Source organism: Nostoc sp. UHCC 0302 (assembly GCF_038096175.1).
Lineage (GTDB): Bacteria > Cyanobacteriota > Cyanobacteriia > Cyanobacteriales > Nostocaceae > UHCC-0302.
On the sequence record NZ_CP151099.1, the window covers coordinates 8280651 to 8302085 of the forward strand.

Here is a 21435-nt window from a genome sequence, read left to right on the forward strand (position 1 = left end):
ATTTACTTAAAAAGATTCTGAATGTCTCTGGCTCCAGAAATTACTCTTAACACTTCGATACCTTCTTCTATTAATAAATAAAAAATTAGGCGTTGCTGAATCAAAGTATGAATTGTGCGATCGCTCTTAAAGCTTCAAGCACTTATCAGTTGAGTCAAGCGTTTCAGTATGCGAAGCACATTGTACAATTCATTTCCAGCTTATTCATTCGTAGCTCCTTCTAGCCAAACCTCCACATCATCTGCTAGCAATTTATGTGCTGCTTCTAGCATTGATGCAGCGATATCTTTGAGGTCTTCGCGATTATGCAAGTAAGTTTTTAAAGCTTCCATTGGGTCAATGCTACTACTTGCACTCAATTCGGGAATCCGGGGTCGAGCTAACTGACTGAGCAATTCTGCTTGAATGGTATAAGTATGAGCTGCACTTAAGGCAGTATGTAGAGAAGCTGTATCAATTAAATCCATCTGCTCAGAGCGGAGTTTGTAAATTAGCCGCACTACAGCATCTTGAATATCATATTTAGCGATCGCTTTCATTAACACCGCTTGCGGATCTTCTGCTTTGGAGACATCCACCTCAATTGTGCGGAAAGTCCGAACTGGTAAGGGACAAAATTCCCACTCAACCTTACCCCGCTCCAGTTCTAGCATCACATAGCCTTTGTCTTCTTTTTCTTCGCTAAAATCTACCCGCTCAATGCTTCCTGGATAAATCACTGGCGGGTTGTTAGATTTATTCAGGTTCTGGTGGCGGTGAACGTGTCCCAGCGCTACATAATCAAAACAGGGACGCGTTAGCAAAGAAAGAGGCAGAGTAAAGCCTTTACCCACTGCCAAATAGCGTTCTGCTCCCAAGGTTGCATTATCAGCCATCAAGTGAGCCAAAAGCACAGTTGGCACATCGGGGTCAAGACGGCGAATTTCTCCTTCTAAAACAACTTCTAGGCGATCGGTTAACAGTTGGTTGACTTCTGCCAAAGACAAACCTTCGGTTTCTTGGCGAGTCATGAGCGTTGAACGAGTCAGCCAAGGGAGGGTAATCACTTGCACACTGCCATTACGGGTTTGAATGTGGTGGGTGGTTAATATGTCACCGACAACAAATCCCGGTACTCCCAAGGTACGGTAAATATTTAAACTTGCTCCTCCCAATCCTTGAGAATGTTGGTCGTGGTTGCCCACTAACAAGACTGTGGGAATATTCGCATCCACGAGACGACGAAATTGGCTAGCAAAAGCTTCTTGGACATAAGGTGGCGGTGTAGCATCAGGAAAAGCATCGCCACCGAATATGACCATATCCACAACACCTGACAGGGCTTTATCGATACATCGGGAAAGAGTATTGACAAAATCCTCCAGCCGTGTATTTAATCCTGTGGTGGGATTAATGCGCCCGTGGGAAAAGCCGCTTCCCATATGAATATCGGAGAGGTGGAGGATTTTAACCATATTTGTCCTTTGTTCCTAGTGATTAGTCATTTGTCTAAATACTAATCACTAATTACAACTAATACCAATTCACGCCTAATGTGAATTAGAAAAAAAGGCGGGAGAAGTAAGAAGATGAAAGTTACCAGACTTTTAACTCAGACTTCCCCCATGACTAGCATAGACTTTGGAACATTAATTACAACAATATTTGTAGTAGTCGATGATTGGTATCAAAAGCAAGTAAAAAATGAAACTTTGATAAAACCGGGTGCGAAGACGAGAATGAGTGATAGCGAAATCATGACACTAGCATTGGTCATGGATTATCTACCATTTCCCGGAGAAACACAATTTCTTGGTTTCATCAGGGGAAATTACAAGCAATGGTTTCCAAATTTACTCGACCAGAGTCAATTTAATCGGCGGTTACGCAAATTAGATGGGATGTTAGAGAACTTACGCCGCAGTTGGGTAGAGCAATTGGTTGAAGGAAGTGAAAAATATTTCCTTCTCGATACTAAACCGTTACCAGTATTAGGACTCAAACGAGACAAGCGATATAGTGACTTTGCCGGAAACGCTGCCCCTGGTCGATGTGCTGCTAGAGAAATGAGTTATTTTGGCTACAAGCTAGTAATGCTATCAACGTGGAATGGAATTGCCGTTGCTTATGACATAGTACCTGCTAATACTGATGAAAGAATTGCCGCTGATGCTGTTTTAGAGATGGTTCAGCACAGCGATATTTACGCAGATAAAGGCTTTATTTCTGCCGACTGGCAAGCTGCCATCGCTCGCCGCACTGGTAATCGTATCTGGACAAACAAGCGCGATAACCAGCATCTTCAACATTCTCATGCTTTGAAACGTTTTATTAGTCGTGTTCGCCAACGCGTTGAAGGTGTTTTTCACGAAATTCAAAATACTGGCCGTAATCCCGAACGCCTACTTAATAAAACTGTTGATGGCTTTTGTGTACATATTGCTGCCAAAGTTGCATCTCACACACTACGTCTATTGCTTCGCCGCCGTTTTGGCATCAATGTTCTCACTTTTCAGTCTCAACCTATTTAATTCACATTAGGCGTAATTCGTAATTCGTAGTTAAGAGGCGTCAGATTTAATTTAACGTGAGTTCGACAAACCTCTTCTTCCCGCCTCCCTCTTGGAAACCTACCGTGTACACACAAGTCGAATTTCTTCTTAAATCCCAAAGATTACCCACTTAATCGCAGTGATGGTTAGGTTGGGGTAAAACTAAAGCTAAAACCTTAGTTAATCAGGTTTAAAGTGAGGTCTTGAGAATTCATGCAATCAGTATCTTGAATTTGGGTGGTCGTTTATTGAATTTGGGTGGTCGTTTATTGAATTCGGGTAGTCGTTTATTGAATTCGGGTGGTCGTTTATTGAATTCGGGTGGTCGTTTATTGAATTCGGGTGGTCGTTTATTGAATTCGGGTGGTTGTTTATTGAATTCGGGTGGTTGTTTATTGAATTCGGGTGGTTGTTTATTGAATTCGGGTGGTTGTTTATTGAATTCGGGTGGTCGTTTATTGAATTCAAGCGGTGGTTAGGGTGGGGTAAAACCCAGATTCTTGAGCAACTTCAGACTTGTATGTACACCGTAGCTTGGAAACGGAAAGAAAGGAGCAACGTAAGTATCAGGTTTTTAAGCCTCTCTCCTTGTAGGCTACGGTGTACACACAAATGATCTAATGACCTCAAATCCTGCATCAGTAGCGTGTGTTATGCCAAAGGCTAACGCACTATCCGAAGGTTTTGGTGGAATGGCACTAAGTTAAGCACAAACCCTTGATATAACTGGATGAGAGGGTGTGGGGTGTGGGGAATTAAGAAGATGTTAAACTCCGCCGCCCAACTAAAATTTAATTGTCTTAAACACAAACCTGCAACCCTACCCCCAACAAAGAGCCCTGACGAGGTTTGACCTTTTCTTAGTGCCATTCGGTTTTGGTGCGGTACTCTCAGCGGTAACACAGCGCTAGTCCGCTCAAGTAGGGAAACCCTTGACGCTCGTACCCTTACGGGGAAGCAAGCTACGCCTTGGCGTCTCCCTTGGGGAGAGGACTCGCTCTAAGCGTTCGCGTTAGCGTCTCGTAGAGAAGCTATGCCGTTGGCGCAGCCTCTCGTAGAGCAGGCTGCGCCAACGGCTGGCTTCCCTACATATCTAATTACTGAACCGTAAATCCTTCAGGTCTGATTGCGTCTTGTAAATCAGCCCCTAACAGGTTTGCACCCTGGATGTTCGCATTTGTGAGATTTGTCTTTTCCAAGTCAGCTTTTTGTAGATTAGCTGCTTGCAGATTAGCTCCTAGCAAGTTTGTTTTCTCTAGGTCTGCATCAAATAGGTTTGCTCCTACTAGGTTTGCTCCCGCTACATTTGCCTTGCCTAAATCTGCTCCTTGTAAATTTGCAGCTTGCAAGTTTGTTTGCTGTAAGTTAGCTCTCTCTAAATCTGCTCCTTGCAAATTAGCATTCTCTAAGTTTGCCGCTTGCAGGTTTGCATCCTTTAAAGTAGCCCCAATCAAATTACACCCGACACATTCATTAGTTTGTAGTAAATGTCTAACGTTTGCTGCTACAGACTGTACTGGCGCTACAACCGGAGATATCACTGGCGCTGATGTGGTTTCTGTTGGCGATACAACTGGAGCTGATATAGATTCTGTGGGTACAGATGGTGTTACTGATTGAGCTTTGGCGCTGGGTTGGTCAAGCAGAGAAATTCCCGCTACAAGTACTAGAAATACTGCTGTTACAATCCAGTTTGTTAATTTTTTTGAGTTTAGTTTATTCATTAGTTCCTTCCTGTTACGATTTGCAGTCGTTGTTTTGCTTTTGTAAGAGCTATTCATAAAATCGCTTTATATTCACTGTAAATAACTTGATTGATAAGAGCAAATATCATTACTGTTTAAATTCATAAATTTTAGTGATTAAAAAAGTTAGTGATTGAGTGAGATTAAGGAGAAAGATCAACTAAATATTTTGTGTAGCAAATTGCGCTGTGCTGGAGGCGATCTCGCATTTTGCTAGTTTTAGCCAGGCTGCTTATCGCCAAATTCTTAATGAGATAACATTGCCAGACTAGGTAAGAGTTGAAACGTTCCACTTTTCATCATGATCGAGAATCCCAGGTAGATTAAGACAAACGGGAAAACTTTGCGACCATAGCGAGTCAGAACGGGAGCCATCAGAGGATTGCGAGTCAGGTTGTAAGAGAGCAAGCACCACATCCCTACAGTCAAATAGCAAACACATAGAATTACTCCCAAACTTGGAAGATTACTGCTAGCAAACAACGGTACATATATCCCAATGTTGTTTGCTCCATTGGCAATGGTGACTGCTGACACACGGTAGGTTTGCGGATCGCGGATGGTTGCCCATATTGATTTTTTACAACGCGGAGAATGATTAGGAGTTAAATTAACTGATACAGCTTGTACTGTCTCTACAGCCTCTTCTCGGCTCATGAGATGACTGATACCAATCGCAATGGGAAGTATACCTAGCAATCCAATCCAGGCTTCAGGAATAACTAAACCGCCGATGAAACCAGGGAGACTTGCAAACACTAATGCAGTAAATCCAAGAAATTCACCGATAATAATATGCTTGGGACGAAAGGTGTGATTGATTTTTCCGAAAAATGCCGTCAAATATAAGTTGTCGTCAAAGGTGGTTGCAAAAGCCGCAGATATGCCAATAATTACTGTACTAATCAGCCAACTCATAATCTTTACTCCCTATGATTCAATGCTGTTTTTTAGCCCTTCCTAGTTCTTCTCTGCTTCTCTATCTGAGGCAGCACAAGGGATTTTTAGACTGTTTTGCCTAGCCTTAGCCACTTGAGGTTAGCTAGTTATCAGTCAATTTCCCTGTGTTTAGAATTTTTGGAGGTAATCGCCACCAAATCAAGTTGGTGATTTCTTTCTCAGCAAGGTACCTTGGGAGCGCATGAACTTTATATTATGACTATCCCCTAGATAAGAGCAAATATCCTTTTTTTTTAAAACGATAAATACAAGTAATTAATAGCTGAAGTATAAGGAAGGTTACAACAAGGAGATAGTGTCAGATGTGCGCGTAAGATAATTCCTATAAAAATTAGTCACTTTATCTCTCATTTAAAATTTTCTTCAGAGAATAATGTTGAACTTTTGTATTTATGTACTTTCGTAACTAGGAAGTTTCAATAATAAAAACGGGATACCTATAGATGGCGGCTTGTCGTCAGATATTCGGATGTTAATATGACTAATCGCGCCCTCATTACTTCTGTTAGAAGATTTCTGATAATGTTTGATTTATAACTTGTAATTATGCTAACCAGTGTTGATCGTTTATTATTTGTCCGGCGAGTCCCGATTTTTAAGGAATTGCGGGATGATTTTATTGTGCGGCTGACCTCAGTGATGGATGAACTGTCATTTCCAGCTAATTACACCATTTTTAGACAGGGTGAAGAAGGGCGATCGCTTTATATTGTTGTTTCAGGTCGGGTTAAAGTTCATATTGGCGATAAACAACTGGCAGAGGTAGAGCAGGGAAAATACTTTGGTGAGATGGCAGTATTTGATACACAACCCCGTTCTGCAACGGCAACGACTTTAGAACCTTGTGAATTTTTGGAATTAACGCAAGAGCAACTTTATGACGCAATTGAAGAAACTCCCGAAATTGCAGTGAACATCATTCGGGAATTATCGCGTTTGATTCGCAAGCTGAATGACGACATGAACGTGACCGCTTCAGGTCGTCAAAATAATTCGTAATTCGTAATTCGTAATTCGTAATTCGTAATTCGTAATTATCAATTATGAATTATTAAACTTAAGGCATTGCTGGAGAAACCGCTGCGGAATCTCTACACTTTCTCCCCAATGCAAATGAATATAAGACGCATGAACATTAGCAGGCAAACCCCATCCTTCACATCCCATATTTTCGTCACAATCAAAGCGATAAGTTTCAAACAAAGGCTGATTGGGAGTTGAGATTAAACGGGAACGATGAAACTCATGCCCGTAAATATTTGTGCCTGTTGATCCTAGTAAATTATCTTGCAAAGCTACTGCACGACGATATCCCAAGGTAAGACCCCCACCCATTACAGCAGATGTGGGTAAGATTTCCACCATCGACCAAGGTTTACCCTCAAAATCGACAATTTGCTCACACAAATACATCAATCCCCCACATTCAGCAACTGTGGGCATTCCTTTCATAATTGCTGTTTTCACTGCATCACGCACGCTGAAATTTTCTGCTAATTGTTGAGCAAAAACTTCTGGGAAACCACCACCGAAATACATTCCCTGCACATCTTTTGGTAATCCAGTATCTTCTAAAGGACTCCAGAAAACTAGTTCTGCACCTAATTGTTGTAGCAAGTCGAGATTGTCTTGGTAATAGAAATTAAAAGCGCGATCGCGCGCGACGGCAATTTTCAAAGAGGAGGGGGGGAAAGGAGGAGAGGGAGAGGGGGAGAGGGGGGGAGATTTTAATAGGGGTAACAAGTTTTGCCAGTCAAAGCAGGTGTCGCCTAAATCCGCAAAGTGATTAATTAAAGCATTCAGTTGGGGAAGTTCTGCTGTCGGTACTAAACCCAGATGGCGATCAGGGATTGTGATGTTATCCTGACGCCTTAGCACGCCGAGAATTGGTAATTGTAAAGGTTCTAAAGAGTCTTTGAGAAGAGAGAGGTGGCGATCGCTTCCGACTCTATTTAATACCACTCCAGCAATTTTAATTGTCGGATCAAAAGAGCGGTAGCCGTGAGCGATCGCAGCTACAGAACCAGACAACCGACTACAATCAATCACCAATAATACAGGCAAATCTAACAGCCGTGCGATGTGAGCTGTACTGGCAAAAGAAGTCGGGGATTGTGAATTGCATTTTTCCGAATCCCCAGTCCCTAGTCCCCAATCCCTAGCCCCCTTCACCCCATCAAACAACCCCATCACTCCTTCCACGAGAGCATATTCACTCATTTGGCTATGACGAGCAAAACATTGCTGAACGTAAGCTTCAGATGTCAATACAGGGTCTAAATTACGACAAGCACGACCAGTAACGTGCTGATGAAACATTGGGTCAATATAATCTGGGCCAACCTTGAAAGATTGTACTGTGCGATCGCGACGACACAAAGATGCTAAAAGGGTGAGCGTGACTGTTGTCTTACCCACCCCGCTACGTTCTCCTGCAATGACTAAAGCCATAAATAGAAAATATAAAGTGTTACAGCAGTTTGCCAGTAAATTAAGTACAGTGTCTAATGTCTAAATTTAAAAGCTATTATGACTTACGCATTGACAGGAAAGACCAAATATGAATGATTTACTTGTGGCTGCTGACTCTTGTACAGACGCGTAGACGCAGGGAGTGCGGCTTCTCGTAAGAGTATAATCAAGTCTCTAATCCTGAATTTTGCTGTATGTATATTGCTCCAAATAAAAACATTATTTTATCAAGTTATAGCTAATGGATTTTCTGACAATTTTAGGATTAGCTGCTGCCACAATAACCACAATCTCTTTCTTGCCACAAATGATTAAAACTTGGCAAAGTAAATCAGCAAAAGATGTTTCTCTGGTTACGCTGATTACATTTATAACTGGTATTTTTTTGTGGTTAATTTATGGATTATATCTACAATCGTTACCGATTATTCTTGCTAACGGCGTGACATTGATTTTTAACTTCATAATTCTATGGCTTAAAATTAAATATAGATAGACCTAACTTAAATAAATACCTGTGACATCTTCTGCATTTACTTCTGAACGCCTCCTATTCACCCCTACTACCCCGAACAACGACGCTATTCCCATCATCTTTGCCTTTCCCAATGAATATAGCGTAGGTATTACCAGCCTTGGCTATCAGGTAGTTTGGGCAACTTTAGCAATGCGCGATGATGTGCAGGTAAGTCGCTTATTTACTGATATTCACGAACAACTTCCCAGAAAAACAGAAATACTTGGATTCTCTATTTCTTGGGAACTCGATTATGTGAATATTTTAAATTTACTGGAATCTTTAGAAATTCCTATTCGGGCAACTTCGCGCAATGATGCTCATCCGATAATATTTGGTGGCGGCCCCGTCCTCACAGCTAACCCCGAACCTTATGCAGACTTTTTTGATGTAATTTTATTGGGGGATGGCGAAAACTTATTGGGGGATTTTATTGAAGCCTATAAACAAGTTAGACACGCCTCCAGAGAAACTCAACTTAAAGCACTTGCACAAGTACCAGGAATTTATATTCCTAGTTTGTATGAGGTAGAGTATCAAACTATCGATGGTGCAGTTAAGTCAATTAAACCAGTTTCCGCCGAAGTCCCCGCAGTGGTGCAAAAGCAGACTTATCGGGGAAATACTCTCTCAGCATCAACTGTCGTTACAGAAAAGGCAGCATGGGAAAATATTTATATGGTGGAAGTGGTGAGAAGCTGTCCAGAAATGTGCCGCTTCTGTTTGGCAAGTTATCTCACATTGCCTTTTAGAACAGCAAGTTTGGAAAATTCATTAATTCCCGCAATTGAAAAAGGTCTACAAGTTACAAATCGGCTGGGATTATTAGGCGCGTCTGTTACCCAGCATCCAGAATTTGAGGCATTATTAGATTATATTAGTCAACCAAAGTATGATGATGTGCGTCTGAGCATTGCTTCCGTGCGAACTAATACAGTAACAGTACAACTGGCAAAAACTTTAGCGCAACGAGACACGCGATCGCTTACCATTGCTGTAGAAAGCGGTTCCGAAAAAGTCCGCCAAATCATCAACAAAAAGCTGCATAACGATGAAATCATTCAAGCAGCAGTTAATGCCAAAGCTGGCGGATTAAAAAGCCTGAAACTCTACGGAATGGCCGGAATTCCTGGTGAGGAACCAGAAGATTTAGAGCAAACAGTAGCGATGATGCGTAGTATTAAAAAAGCTGCCCCAGGTTTGCGCCTAACATACGGATGCAGTACCTTTGTTCCCAAAGCACACACACCATTTCAATGGATGGGAGTGAATCGTCAAGCGGAGAAGCGGTTGCAGTTATTACAAAAACAGCTAAAGCCGCAGGGAATAGAATTTCGCCCAGAAAGCTATAATTGGTCAATCATACAGGCTTTATTGTCGAGAGGCGATCGTCGGCTTTCCCAACTTCTCGAACTCACCCGCAACTTTGGCGATTCTTTAGGTAGCTACAAACGTGCTTTCAAACAGCTTAAAGGACAAATTCCTGACTTAGATTTCTACGTCCATGCTGATTGGTCAACAGAGCAAGTATTACCTTGGAGCCACTTGCAAGGGCCTTTACCACAGTCTACACTACTAAAGCATTTAGCTGATGCCAAGAGTCATTTCAACTCATCGCCAAAAGAACTACAGCCATTACTGGGGACTAGGGACTAGGGACACTTCTCTACGAGAGGCTGTGCCAACGACAAGCGGTAGTTGAATCTCGACTTCGCTCGATTTCCGCGCAGCGATGCACTGAGCTTGTCGAAGTGTCGAAACTCAGTGCATTGCTGGGTACTGGGAGATTAAGGGGACAAATGTAATTCCTGACTCCTACCCAATACCCCATGCCCATAAATTCATACTTGAAAACTTGATGCAAACAACTGCTGAGTATTACTGCGCCTTTTGTGGCGAACCGAACTTAACCTTTATTGATTTGAGTGCTGGAGGCCAGCAATCTTATATAGAAGATTGTCAGGTTTGCTGTAACCCCAATATATTGTATGTGCGGGTTGATGAAGACACCTTAGATATCGAAATTGATAGCGAATACGAAGGCTAAATTTTAGATTTTTCTTCCATGCAGCACTTTAAATATTCCTCAGTAATTAATGCACCAGTAGAAGTAGTTTGGAATTTTCATGAAAGACCAGATATCCTACAACTACTTACTCCACCTTGGCAACCAGTCCAAGTACTTCGCCGTGAGGGGGGACTAGACGTAGGTGCAATCACAGAATTTCGGCTTTTTTTGGGGCCATTACCGTTAACTTGGTTAGCGCGTCACACTGAATACGAAAAATATCGTTTGTTTACTGACGAACAGATATCTGGCCCTTTTGAGTCTTGGATACATCGACACGAATTTGAACCACAAAATGGCCAAACAAGGTTAACTGATGCTATTTCCTTCTCTTTGCCAGGTGGAGAAATAACTGAATTTATCAGCGGTTGGTTAGTACAAGTGCAGCTAGAAGCAATGTTTCGCTACCGTCACCATGTAACCAAACGAGAATGCGAATCACGATAACAGAATCTGCTGAACAATAAAATTTTTATCTCAGTCCTAATTAATTATCCTTATTCTTCAAACCTTGTCGCGAAACCCACTTCGTCAAACCAGGAAACAAGCGATACAAAGCTTGTGATACATTGGCATAACCAACCATTACCTCCGACTTATTATTTTTGACTGCATCCCAGATAGCTTTTGCCACATCTTCCGGCTTTTCCACAATAGGATTTTTCACTACATTATTGAGTTGTTCGCGACGGTTTTGGACATCTTGCTCATCCTTACCTCGAAAAACTGCGCGTTCCATTAAACTACTCTTAATTAAATTCGGATAAATTCCACAAACATGAATACCTTTTGGTTGTAATTCTGCTTGCAATGCTTCCGTTAACCCCGTTACGCCAAATTTACTAGTACAGTAAGGAACTAAATAAGCAGTAGGAACTTTGCCTCCTATGGAACTTAAATTCACAATAGTTCCACTTCTTCGTTGGAGAAAATGAGGTAGAAGCGCATGAATTGTGTGAATATATCCCCATAAATTAGTGTCTAAAATCTGATGCCAATCGTTGAGGGAAAACTCCTCTACTGGCCCTGATGCAAAGATGCCTGCATTATTGATCAGCACATCAATATAACCATAATGCTCCAACGCTTTTTGCACTAGTGTCTCTACTTGGGATGATTCTGTAACATCGCAAGTAACAGTTAATGGCGCGGTACAGCCAAGACTTTGTATATCCTGTGCTACAGCCTCCAAGCGTTCACCCTGACGAGCTGTAAGTACAAGGTCATATCCGTTTTTGGCAAATAAAATAGCTGTTGCTTTGCCAATACCTTGAGAAGCACCAGTAATCAGTACGGTAGGAGCCATATTTTAAGGTTTAAAAACGTTATTTACTATTTATTAGTCTGAGCAACAACGCTCAATAAACCTTCTGACTTTCGTTAGATTTTTAAATTGCAACTTATGAAATATATTGCTGCTTTCATTTCGCTGAGATTACTGTTAAAAATCAACGCATACTGTAAATACCATTTACCTGTTAAACAAGCCTCTTGATGAAAAGGGTAACAAAAATGATTACTAAACTTTCGTTATATAAATATTTTCTAAACAGGTTCCAATCTACTACTTTAGAGTTGCTTATAGTTTGAAACTAGAGACAGATAGCGCGAAATGAATGACTAAGTAATATAAAAGTGTAATTAATTCTTAAGGAAAGTTAACAATGGCACTTTATCCTAGTGATAAAACTGAAACTGCATACAATGGCAAAGACCGCAATGCTGCTACACCTGGGTTGACTCCCCAGACCGAACTTTGGAACGGTCGCTTGGCAATGATTGGTTTTATTGCTTATCTACTTTGGGATCTCAACGGCTACAGCGTAGTACGGGATGTATTCCACTTCTAAGTGTCTTTGTTGCAGAGTTCAGCTGTTTTCAAAGGGTTAAAGTGAGGATACTCATCGCTGCGGGTATTAAACTCAGCAGTATCCTCACATACAGCAGAATTCAGAAGCCAGAAGTAAAACAGGCTTGCTGTCTAGCTTTGACAGCTAGGTTGTGTACTACACCAACCTAAAATCTGCTGTATATCAACTATCAGGTAGCTCCTAGCTGAGAACAGCTTTTGACATAGTGGCTATATTATATGTAATAATAATTCAAGTATCTTAATATTTATACATATTGGTAAATTATTAGCACTGTCTAGTGCAAAACACTGACCACCAATAGAGTTTTCAGGCTAGTGGTTAGTGCTTTTTTCATGAGTATATTTCAGGAACTTTCATCTGAAACTAGGCAAAAGATAAAACATGATTCAGTTAGAGCAAGCACCGATTCATCAAAAAAAACCAACTTTAGTAGTAAAAAACAAATATCAGTTTAAGGGACTTTTCATTGGTATTGTAATTATTAGCGTATGGGCTGTTAGCCTCGGTTTTTTACTTACCCTTGACATCTCCAAGTTCAAGCTTTGGATGTTAGTGACTATCATACTTGGACAAACATTTTTGTATACCGGATTATTTATTACAGCTCATGATGCAATGCATGGGGTAGTTTTTCCTCAAAACCCCAAAATTAACCATTTTATTGGAGCATTGAGCTTATCTCTTTATGGTCTTTTACCATATCAAACCTTACTGAAAAAACATTGGTTACATCACCATAATCCAGCTAGTGAAGTAGATCCAGATTTTCACAATGGTAAACACAAAAATTTCTTTGCTTGGTATTTTCATTTTATGAAGGGTTATTGGAGTTGGAGACAAGTTATAGCTGTGACAATTATCTATAACGTTGCTAAGTTTCTCCTGCATATACCCGGTAATAATCTAAATTTATTTTGGGTAGTTCCTTCACTTTTAAGCTCATTACAATTATTTTATTTTGGAACTTTTCTACCTCATAGTGAGCCAGCAGGGGGTTATATTCAACCTCATAATGCCCGAACTATCAAGCGTCAAATTTGGTGGTCATTTATTACTTGCTATCATTTTGGCTACCATGAAGAACATCATGAGTATCCCCATATTCCTTGGTGGCAACTACCAGAAGTTTATGCAAGGTTCAGTTAATTGTTAATAGGCCAATAAATATAGCAATTTCTCATTTTAATAAAGCACACGGATAGGGGCCCACATCTGTGGGCCTCTACGAGTATCTGTATTTATTTGTGTACCTTACCCATACGGTAACTGCTATATCGTTACCTATTAGCTGCCAGCCATTCTTCACGACTGCTTGCTTGGAGTGGCGGGCGTAAGCAAAGATAAGCAAGTGAACCGATTAATGGGAATATAGCTACTGCCCAAAACACTTGGGGATTATTCCAGCCACGACGCCCCATATCATCAGCCAGCACTGTAGGGAATAAAAACCAAAAAAGGCAAAATGCCAAACTCATGCCATGAATAAAGCGATCGCTTTGAAACTGCTGTACAAAATCTTTCCAATCACCGAAGCTTAAAGCGTAGAATAGCAAAACAATAGTGCTGAGACTCAAGACAATACCGAAAAACCGAGAATCTAGCAGTTGTAAAAAAGCATCCTTTCGCCCAGAAAATTCTTGATTCGGTTCACGAAAGGCTAAATATGGGATGAGACCAAGTACTCCTGAACCTACTGATGCTAAAGCAAAAGGCCAGAAAGGAATCCACTGCGTTCTGCCATCGATAAATAGCAGACCACTGTAAATTAATAGCCAAATGCCTACAAGCGAGAACAATGACAGGATAACTGGATTTATGTTACTCCACTGAAGAGTAAATATATTTTTTAATAGCGTCAGTGTCTCCTCTAGATGCAGTGGTGGAGCTAAGAATAAAATATAGGCGATAAATCCAGCCCATAGTAACCACAATCCAAGTTTTCTTGTCATGATTTTAAGCTTTATGGAATTATTCATCTCACGCAGAGGAGCCACTGCGTTGCGGAGGTTCCCCCCGTTGTAGCAAGTGGTGTCGCGCAGAGGCGCAGAGAGAATGAAGAGATTTATTTCAATATCTCAATTTCATCTCTGATGCCATGTGTTATTTTGATTATTCAATTTGTTGCTGGTTGCTGATTGAGTCTTGCCTCTGTTCCTACTTCTGGTAAAGGTGGACGCACACTCAAATAAATCAATGGGCCGAAGAGTGGTATAAATGCTATTAACCAGAAAAGCTGCGGATTTTTCCAACCGCGACGCGCCATATCATCTGTTAGTAATGCCGGAAATAATAGGCAAAGTAAGCAAAAATCTATGCTCATTACATGGATGAAGCGGTCAGTTTGCCACTGCTGCACAAAGTTACCCCAATCTCCTCCCCGTAAACCATAAGCAACTAGAATAACCGTCGCTATTGTTAGCACAAAACCAGTTACACGAGAATCTAATAGCTTCAGAAAAGTATTCTTTTTACCAACAAACTTTTTATTTGGTTCCCTTAAAGCTAAGTAAGGTAATAGAGCAAACGCCCCGACACCAAAGGAGCCAGTGGCAAATAACCAAGCAGGTATTTTTTGCCCTCTACCATCAATGAAAAGCACTGCACTGTATATTAAAGGCCAAATGCCCATCAGGTTGAACAATGATACAACAAGAGGGTTAATACCTTGCCACTGAGCAATAGAAAGGTTTTTAATTAACTCGAATGTATTAGGTTGCTGGGGAGGAGCCAAAACAAAAGCATAGACAATAAATCCCAGCCATAGCACCCAAAAGGCAATTTTTCTCGCCATGATTGCAGACAATTAGTATTAATTATTGATTTTGATAAATCCCTATAAGGATTAAAAATTAAGGATTGAAATAACTGAAAGCTTCTGATAGGTAATCCGCAGCAGCTGTCACAACAGCGATCGCACTTTCGTAATCTAGGCGCGTTGGGCCTAAAACTCCCACACTTCCTACTGGTACTGAACCTCGGCGATAAGTGGAAGAAATCAATGTACAAGTGCGTATCGGCTCTAGTGGGTTTTCTGCACCAATGCGAACCGTTACCCGTGGTTTACCCACATCCTCCGGCTCTGGCTCTTCAAATATTAATCGCCACAGTTGGTCTTGTTCTTCTTCCAGCAGGTGGATAATTGTTTGCACTTGCTGTAGTTGTGAAAATTCTGGTTGGCGCAGAACTTCGGCTACACCCCGAACCATAATTTGTGTGGCAGTAGGTGTAACAGTGCGACGAGTCAATTCTGCAACTGAATTTTTCAAAAATTCCCCATACCGTTGGAACTCCTGAGCTAATTCACTCCAATCGAGGTCGGCTAATTCCAACAGGCTTCGCCCTCGTAAGTGGCTATTCAAAAAGTTAGAAACAATCTGCAACTCGCGATCAATAACCTCTGCATCGCGTTGTATTTCTTCCGGTACTGCCGGCAATTCCATCAATCTGGAATGTGTCTCATAAGCATCTGTTACCACAATTAGCATGATTTTACCCGCTTCAATTTGCACTAATTGCAGATGTCGCAACAGCGCTGTAGTGGTTTGTGGCATGGTAATCAAGCTAATACACCCACTTAAGGTAGCTAAAATTTGTGCAGCTCCTTGCAGAAGTGTTTCTAAACTCCAATCTTCCCATTGAAGGCGCTTTTGTAGTGCCTCCTCTACCTGTCGCCCTAAAGTTTCTGTACCGCTTCCCTGCGGGACGCTGCGCGATCGCAGAGAAGGTGTAATTAACTGATCTACATAGATGCGATACCCAGAGTCAGAGGGTATGCGTCCAGCAGAGGTATGGGGTTGGTAAAGTAACCCAGACTTTTCTAAAACGCCCATGATATTGCGAATCGTCGCTGAGCTAACTCCCAGGTCGTACTCCTCGACCAAAGCTTTAGAACCAACAGGCTCTGCGGTAGCAATATAGTGACGTACCGTTGCCCAAAGTATATGCTGTTGTCGATTTGTCAACTGGACTTCCATAGGATGTTTTTTGCTGATGGCAAACTTTAATCAAACTTGGAAAAATTCTGGATTTGACTTAAACAAAAATTATTAATAATTAATTAAAATAGCAAATTACTGAATAATGTTGTGATAAGAGAATTTAAAGTTCATGTCAAAAATTTTGTGGAAGTGTGCTTTAAACAAAATTTTATTACTGCTGGAAAATCTGTTGATTTTAATCTAAAACTAAGCAGCTTTATAACCGTATTATTCCATAAGAATTTACTAAAAAGAGTATCATTGAATACGTAATTTTCTTCAATTTACAAGTAGATTAGGGACAAAAATTACCGTGAGTATTTACCCAGTGGTGAAAATGCCAAGCTTTACACATAAAGCCCCGAACTAATGTACTGCTATGTTTCAGAATAGCAAAAGTTAGCTGGATAAGTAAGTTCCAGCCAAACTATACACACTCACTTGACTAATATTGAGGAATTGAAGCGTCAATTAATTGGGAATAAGCATCAATACCGCCAGCAATATTTTTAACATTTGTAAATCCTTGAGCAACTAACCACTGACACATCTGAGCAGAGCGGACGCCGTGGTGACACAGCACAAGGGTTTCAGCTTGGGGATCAAGGCGTGTAGGTACTTGATCACCCCATTCGGCAAATTGACTTAGGGGTAGATTGACAAAACCCTCAATATTGGCGATCGCTACTTCTTGTGGTTCGCGCACATCCACTAGTTGAATACTTGGCTCATTAGAAGAGAGACGTTGTGCGAGTTCTTCTACACTAATTTGGGTAATAGCTTGACCAAAAGATTTGTCAGTCATAAGGTTTTTGTAAACAATCATATATTATTTATGTTGACAGAAAATCTGTACCCTAGCATCAGCATCCATTCTTATTAGTTACCTTTGTTTAGGGTGCGGATATTAACAAAAAATGCCATTGTCCAAACGGGTCTAAGATAGATGTCCTCAGTTTGGCATCAGATAAGTCTGTAAAGAGATAACCGCTCTCATGCTCCTGTAGATACAGGAAATTAGCGACAACTTTTGTATTTAGTAGGTCTAATGTGAACAGGCAACGCTCATTCTTTGGTTTCTTAGTGGCCGGTGCGATCGCGCTACTAGTGGTTGTTATCGCTGGCTTTTACTGGTTTTTCGCCAAAAGTCCAGCTAGCCTCATTGCCTCGACTTCTCAACCAGGTGCTGCCATATTCGTGTCGAAACTTGCCCCTGTGATGACTTCCTTACTGGTAAATCCTGATCGATTACAGGCTTTGGAGCGTGAAGGGGAACTGTCTAAGCTCAAAACTAGTTTCTTATCTAAGAGTGGTATAGATTATCAACAAGATATTAAACCCTGGCTAGGAAGCGAAATTACACTAGCCATAACTACTTTAGATATTGATCGTGACCCCGCAAACGGACAGCAGCCAGGGTATCTCATGGCACTCGCTACTGAAAAACCAGAGAAAAGTCGCGAGTTTGTCGAGTTGTTATTTTCCAAACGCGCATTAGCTGGGGCAAACTTAGCTGTTGAGCAGTATAAAGGCATCAAACTGATTTATGACAATTCTCAGTCAGAGCAAGACTCGCTTGCAGGTGCAGTTGTCGGCGAAGACTTTGTATTATTCGCCAACGACCCCAAAGTGCTACGAGATGCCATCAATAACGTCCAAGCTCCTGAACTAAATTTGAATAGCTTCCCCGAATACCAAAAAGCTAGCAAACAACTACCCAAAGGTAGTTTAGCTGTAGCTTTCTTGAATCTTCCTATCGTCGCTAAATGGCAAGGGTTAGAACTGCCAGAGCAAACTTATAACAGCCAAATTATTTCCTTAGCATTAAATCCTAAAGGGTTGCTTGCAGAAACTGCCTTTCTAACTTCATCAGAAATAATTCCTGCATCCCCAGCATTGTCTAAACCTGTAGGGGCATTGCAGTATATTCCAGCAACAGCAGGTTTGGCAATTTCCGGCTCGAATTTGAGCAATTTGGGTAACAGCGATTTAGCCAAACTCTGGAAACAACTTACAGCGACTATATATGGTTCAGAAGAAGGTGCAATTTCTCGATTAGCAAAACCCTTGGTGGATATTCAAAAACGCTGGGGCATCAACTTGCCCGATGATATCTTCAGTTGGGTGCAAGGAGAATATGCGATCGCATTATTACCTGAGAAAGAGCAAACAAATCCTCACTGGATTTTTGTTGCGGAAAAATCCGATAGTGTAGAACAGGGCGTTTCTCGTTTGGATGCGATCGCTTCATCAAACGGACTCAGTATTAGTCCTATTACCCTCAACAAGCAAAAAATCTCTGCTTGGACAGAGTTAGTCACTGCTACTAAACAACCCAATGCCAAAGAGCGACCATCGCTTAGTATTGAGGCAAAAGTTCAGGGAGTGCATACATCTCTAGGCAATTACGAAATTTTCACTTCTGACTTAGAGACGATGGATGAAATCCTCACAGCCAAGGACAATTCCCTAATTGACAATCCTAATTTTAAAGATAGTATCGCTGCTATTCCGCAACCGAACCAAGGCTATATCTATCTTGACTGGACAAAGAGCCAGAATCTGTTAGAGCGTCAGCTACCTGCTCTAAAACTGCTGGAAGTATTCGGTAGACCATTTTTTGAAAATTTGCGATCGCTCACAGCCAGCAGTTATAGCATTGATACAGGATTACTAAAAGGCGGTGTCTTTTTCCAACTCCATGACTCGTGATATTGAACTGGGCATAGGGCATAGGGCATAGATCATTTGTCCGCAATTATTCTCCTTCTCCCCCACTCCTTGCACAGACGCGTAGACGCTCGAAGAGCGGCTTCTCGTAAGAATATAATCGCGTCTCTACTTACAAAACTATTAATACCGTCACCTTTGAATGTGGCACATAGACGGAGGTTATACGTGTTTTTATGCACTAAAATATGTATATATAATAACTATAACAGCCTTTTAGAGGGCTACTATGAAGCACCATCGCCCCCGACTTAAATTGCGCGGCGGTTGGCTGTTAGCTATACTTTCCGCTATAACAGCTACCCCTGCGATCGCACAAACAGCAAACTTTGGCACATTCCGCTTATCGCAAGGCTTTGAGCCAGAAAAAGGAATATTTTCAGGTTATACAGGGGGTTCTTACTCCTTATCTACTGTTAGTAGCCGCGATCAGCAGAAAAACCCCTGTATCGGTTATGCTGATCCCACACCAGATTACGTCATGGTCTTGGAAAAGCCCTTTTCCCGCTTAAAAGTTAAAGTCAACAGCGATGGATCTGATACCACTTTACTCATCCAAGGCCCAGATAAAACAACGATTCGTTGTGGCGATGATACTGGTAAAAATAAAGACGCAAGTGTAGACGATAGCAACTGGAAAAGTGGCACCTATCGGATTTGGGTAGGTACATTTAATCCAGAAGTCAAGCGTAACTATACTTTGACAATAGAGCAGTTGTAGGCTCTGGGGACTAGGGACTGGTGACTGGGGACTAGGAAGGGAAACAAGAATAACTACTGGCTATTTATCAATGCCCCAGTACCCAATCCCCAATCCCCAATCTTAGATAACACCTGGGACGATAATATGGGATAGTAGCTCGTTTTGCTTTCCGAGGGTACTATCTCGTGCTATCTACTTTGCGTGCTGATTTCCGCATTATCTTTGAACGTGACCCAGCCGCCCGTAATTGGTTGGAAGTTTTGTTTTGTTACCCCGGTTTGCAAGCCCTGCTATTCCATCGGCTAGCTCACTGGTTACATTGTATTGGTATTCCCTTTTTCCCTCGCCTAATTTCTCACATAGCTCGATTTTTGACCGGAATTGAAATTCACCCAGGTGCAACAATCGGTTATGGTGTGTTCATCGACCACGGAATGGGCGTAGTAATTGGTGAAACTGCGATCGTGGGCGACTATGCCCTGATTTATCAAGGTGTCACTCTCGGAGGGACTGGGAAACAAAGCGGCAAGCGACATCCTACTTTAGGTGAAAATGTCGTGGTCGGAGCTGGCGCGAAGGTATTGGGCAATCTCCAAATTGGTAACAATGTCCGCATTGGTGCTGGGTCAGTTGTTTTGCGGGACGTTCCTTCTAATTGCACAGTGGTAGGCGTACCCGGTCGCATTATCTATCGTTCTGGAGTCCGGGTTGCTCCTTTAGAACACAACAACTTACCAGATTCGGAAGCTGAAGTTATTCGCGTTTTAGTTGACCGGATCGAGGTGCTGGAAGAACAAATACAAGCACTTCAGCAACTTGGTTCTTCTACAAAAACTCCTGTATTCGCGGGTAATTTAGCTGCTAAAGAGGATGATTCACCACAAGATACTCCTCGGTGCCATCTCAGAGATAAGGCAATACAGGAGTTTTTAGATGGTGCTGGCATCTAAAACAGTGGAGACGCGACGCCAGTCGCTACAACGGGGGGAACCCCCGCAACGCGCTGGCTCATTAATCCTGTCTGTGCATTGAGTAGGGGCAGGGGGACAGGAGACAAGAGGAATAAATACTGACCCTTGACTCTTGACCCTTGACCCTTGACTCACAAAATCATGGATTAATTGCTTGGGTAGACCAACTTTGGTCTTTGTCGCGGCTGTAGAGCCATCGATTTTGTGGTTCGCCGCGCAACTCTAAATGATCTACCTCGTCTGGATCGAGTAGTAGTAGGGAAAAGTTAGGCACTGGCTGGGCGGAATCGGGTGATGGTGGTGCAAAGGCTTCTGGTTCTTGAACTCTGGGTTTACCAGGATCAGGCCAAGCAAACTGTAAACGCGCCGCATCACTGATTTCTTGCCATATATTTATACGGGCAGGCTGTAGTTCTGGGTGAGAATTATCACCGTCTACTAAGGTTAAACAGCCAGCTATGCGAAATTGTTCGCGTGTATTGGGGAAATACCAGCAAACTTCTGCCCAAGATTGCTGTTGTATCTGGTCAACTTTGGCGCTTCGGGTATCGGTGATGAATTTTAGCTGGTTAGTATCTTCTAGAAAACCACGAAAGACGAGGGTACGATTAGCAGGACGACCGTTTGTCTGCACTGTTGCTAGTTGCAGGTAGCGGGCGTAAACAAGGCTGCGATTTCGATGGAGAGCATGGGCGATCGCACTTCGCCAAGGAGCAAGAGACATATTAATTTGTAATTTGTAATTCGTAATTCGTAATTCGTAATTTTTGAAAGTCAGATTTAATCTGGGTTTCCAGGTTTGCGTCTGTTGCTTTATTTTAGACAATTGGTACAACACAAAGTAGATAATTTTGTAATCCTCTTTGCGTCTTTGCGCCTTTGCGTGA

General features: G+C 41.8%; 21 protein-coding genes. 11 read left to right on the forward strand and 10 right to left on the reverse strand.

The features are described from left to right. Positions 1-200 precede the first annotated feature (200 nt). Positions 201-1454 (reverse strand): exonuclease SbcCD subunit D, encoded by a 1254-nt coding sequence (locus WKK05_RS35820; RefSeq protein WP_341527700.1) that lies wholly within the window; start codon positions 1452-1454, stop codon positions 201-203. Between the two features lie 114 nt (positions 1455-1568). On the opposite strand from WKK05_RS35820, the gene WKK05_RS35825 reads away from it, so the two are divergent. Continuing rightward, a complete protein-coding gene (locus tag WKK05_RS35825; protein ID WP_341525064.1) occupies positions 1569-2510 on the forward strand; it encodes an IS982 family transposase in 942 nt (313 codons plus the stop codon). Between the two features lie 1118 nt (positions 2511-3628). Here the strand turns inward: WKK05_RS35825 and WKK05_RS35830 are convergent. After that, a complete protein-coding gene (locus WKK05_RS35830; RefSeq protein WP_341527701.1) occupies positions 3629-4255 on the reverse strand; it encodes a pentapeptide repeat-containing protein in 627 nt (208 codons plus the stop codon). 267 nt (positions 4256-4522) lie between these two features. After that, positions 4523-5194 (reverse strand): cadmium resistance transporter, encoded by a 672-nt coding sequence (locus WKK05_RS35835; RefSeq protein ID WP_341527702.1) that lies wholly within the window; start codon positions 5192-5194, stop codon positions 4523-4525. Positions 5195-5782: 588 nt separating this feature from the next. Here WKK05_RS35835 and WKK05_RS35840 point away from each other — a divergent pair. Next, entirely contained in the window at positions 5783-6235 is a 453-nt protein-coding gene (locus tag WKK05_RS35840; RefSeq protein ID WP_341527703.1) for a cyclic nucleotide-binding domain-containing protein, read from the forward strand. Between the two features lie 42 nt (positions 6236-6277). Here the strand turns inward: WKK05_RS35840 and WKK05_RS35845 are convergent, their stop codons facing one another. After that, entirely contained in the window at positions 6278-7687 is a 1410-nt protein-coding gene (locus WKK05_RS35845; protein WP_341527704.1) for a cobyrinate a,c-diamide synthase, read from the reverse strand. A gap of 262 nt (positions 7688-7949) precedes the next feature. Here WKK05_RS35845 and WKK05_RS35850 point away from each other — a divergent pair, with 262 nt between their 5' ends. The 4 genes from WKK05_RS35850 (at position 7950) to WKK05_RS35865 (ending at position 10740) form a co-directional block, all read left to right on the forward strand. Next, entirely contained in the window at positions 7950-8204 is a 255-nt protein-coding gene (locus tag WKK05_RS35850) for a SemiSWEET transporter (protein WP_341527705.1), read from the forward strand. A gap of 21 nt (positions 8205-8225) precedes the next feature. Then, positions 8226-9881 carry a radical SAM protein gene (locus WKK05_RS35855; RefSeq protein WP_341527706.1) on the forward strand — a complete coding sequence of 552 codons (1656 nt, stop codon included), beginning with the start codon at positions 8226-8228 and terminating at the stop codon, positions 9879-9881. Between the two features lie 202 nt (positions 9882-10083). Continuing rightward, complete coding sequence (locus WKK05_RS35860; protein ID WP_341527707.1) at positions 10084-10272, forward strand: CPXCG motif-containing cysteine-rich protein; 189 nt, start codon at positions 10084-10086, stop codon at positions 10270-10272. An 18-nt stretch (positions 10273-10290) separates the two neighbouring features. Then, complete coding sequence (locus WKK05_RS35865; protein ID WP_341527708.1) at positions 10291-10740, forward strand: SRPBCC family protein; 450 nt, start codon at positions 10291-10293, stop codon at positions 10738-10740. 40 nt (positions 10741-10780) lie between these two features. Here the strand turns inward: WKK05_RS35865 and WKK05_RS35870 are convergent, their stop codons facing one another. Beyond that, positions 10781-11599, reverse strand: coding sequence for an SDR family oxidoreductase (locus tag WKK05_RS35870; protein ID WP_341527709.1), 819 nt, complete (start codon positions 11597-11599; stop codon positions 10781-10783). Positions 11600-11957: 358 nt separating this feature from the next. On the opposite strand from WKK05_RS35870, the gene WKK05_RS35875 reads away from it, so the two are divergent. Together WKK05_RS35875 and crtW are read left to right on the forward strand one after the other, a co-directional pair. Beyond that, a complete protein-coding gene (locus tag WKK05_RS35875) occupies positions 11958-12143 on the forward strand; it encodes a high light inducible protein (RefSeq protein WP_341527710.1) in 186 nt (61 codons plus the stop codon). A gap of 405 nt (positions 12144-12548) precedes the next feature. Further along, positions 12549-13313 carry a beta-carotene ketolase CrtW gene (gene crtW, locus WKK05_RS35880; RefSeq protein ID WP_341527711.1) on the forward strand — a complete coding sequence of 255 codons (765 nt, stop codon included), beginning with the start codon at positions 12549-12551 and terminating at the stop codon, positions 13311-13313. A gap of 131 nt (positions 13314-13444) precedes the next feature. On the opposite strand, the gene WKK05_RS35885 is transcribed toward crtW, so the two are convergent. From WKK05_RS35885 to WKK05_RS35900, 4 genes are all read right to left on the reverse strand, one after another. Continuing rightward, the gene (locus tag WKK05_RS35885; protein ID WP_341527712.1) at positions 13445-14116 is read right to left on the reverse strand and encodes a hypothetical protein; all 672 of its coding nucleotides are present in this window, start codon (positions 14114-14116) and stop codon (positions 13445-13447) included. A gap of 164 nt (positions 14117-14280) precedes the next feature. Beyond that, on the reverse strand, positions 14281-14958 hold the full coding sequence (locus WKK05_RS35890; protein ID WP_341527713.1) for a DUF2834 domain-containing protein: 678 nt from the start codon (positions 14956-14958) through the stop codon (positions 14281-14283). A gap of 58 nt (positions 14959-15016) precedes the next feature. After that, the gene (hrcA, locus tag WKK05_RS35895; RefSeq protein ID WP_341527714.1) at positions 15017-16141 is read right to left on the reverse strand and encodes a heat-inducible transcriptional repressor HrcA; all 1125 of its coding nucleotides are present in this window, start codon (positions 16139-16141) and stop codon (positions 15017-15019) included. Positions 16142-16589: 448 nt separating this feature from the next. Beyond that, positions 16590-16949: a rhodanese-like domain-containing protein gene (locus tag WKK05_RS35900; protein WP_341527715.1), complete on the reverse strand. Its 360-nt coding sequence runs from the start codon at positions 16947-16949 to the stop codon at positions 16590-16592. 245 nt (positions 16950-17194) lie between these two features. Here WKK05_RS35900 and WKK05_RS35905 point away from each other — a divergent pair, with 245 nt between their 5' ends. The 3 genes from WKK05_RS35905 to cysE all read left to right on the forward strand — a co-directional run bounded on the left by WKK05_RS35905 (position 17195) and on the right by cysE (position 20527). Continuing rightward, the gene (locus WKK05_RS35905; RefSeq protein WP_341527716.1) at positions 17195-18856 is read left to right on the forward strand and encodes a DUF3352 domain-containing protein; all 1662 of its coding nucleotides are present in this window, start codon (positions 17195-17197) and stop codon (positions 18854-18856) included. Between the two features lie 247 nt (positions 18857-19103). Beyond that, entirely contained in the window at positions 19104-19595 is a 492-nt protein-coding gene (locus tag WKK05_RS35910; RefSeq protein WP_341527717.1) for a hypothetical protein, read from the forward strand. Between the two features lie 167 nt (positions 19596-19762). Then, a complete protein-coding gene (gene cysE / locus WKK05_RS35915; protein WP_341527718.1) occupies positions 19763-20527 on the forward strand; it encodes a serine O-acetyltransferase in 765 nt (254 codons plus the stop codon). A 160-nt stretch (positions 20528-20687) separates the two neighbouring features. Here cysE and WKK05_RS35920 read toward each other — a convergent pair whose 3' ends face one another. Further along, a complete protein-coding gene (locus tag WKK05_RS35920) occupies positions 20688-21272 on the reverse strand; it encodes an Npun_F5749 family FMN-dependent PPOX-type flavoprotein (RefSeq protein WP_341527719.1) in 585 nt (194 codons plus the stop codon). Positions 21273-21435 lie beyond the last annotated feature (163 nt).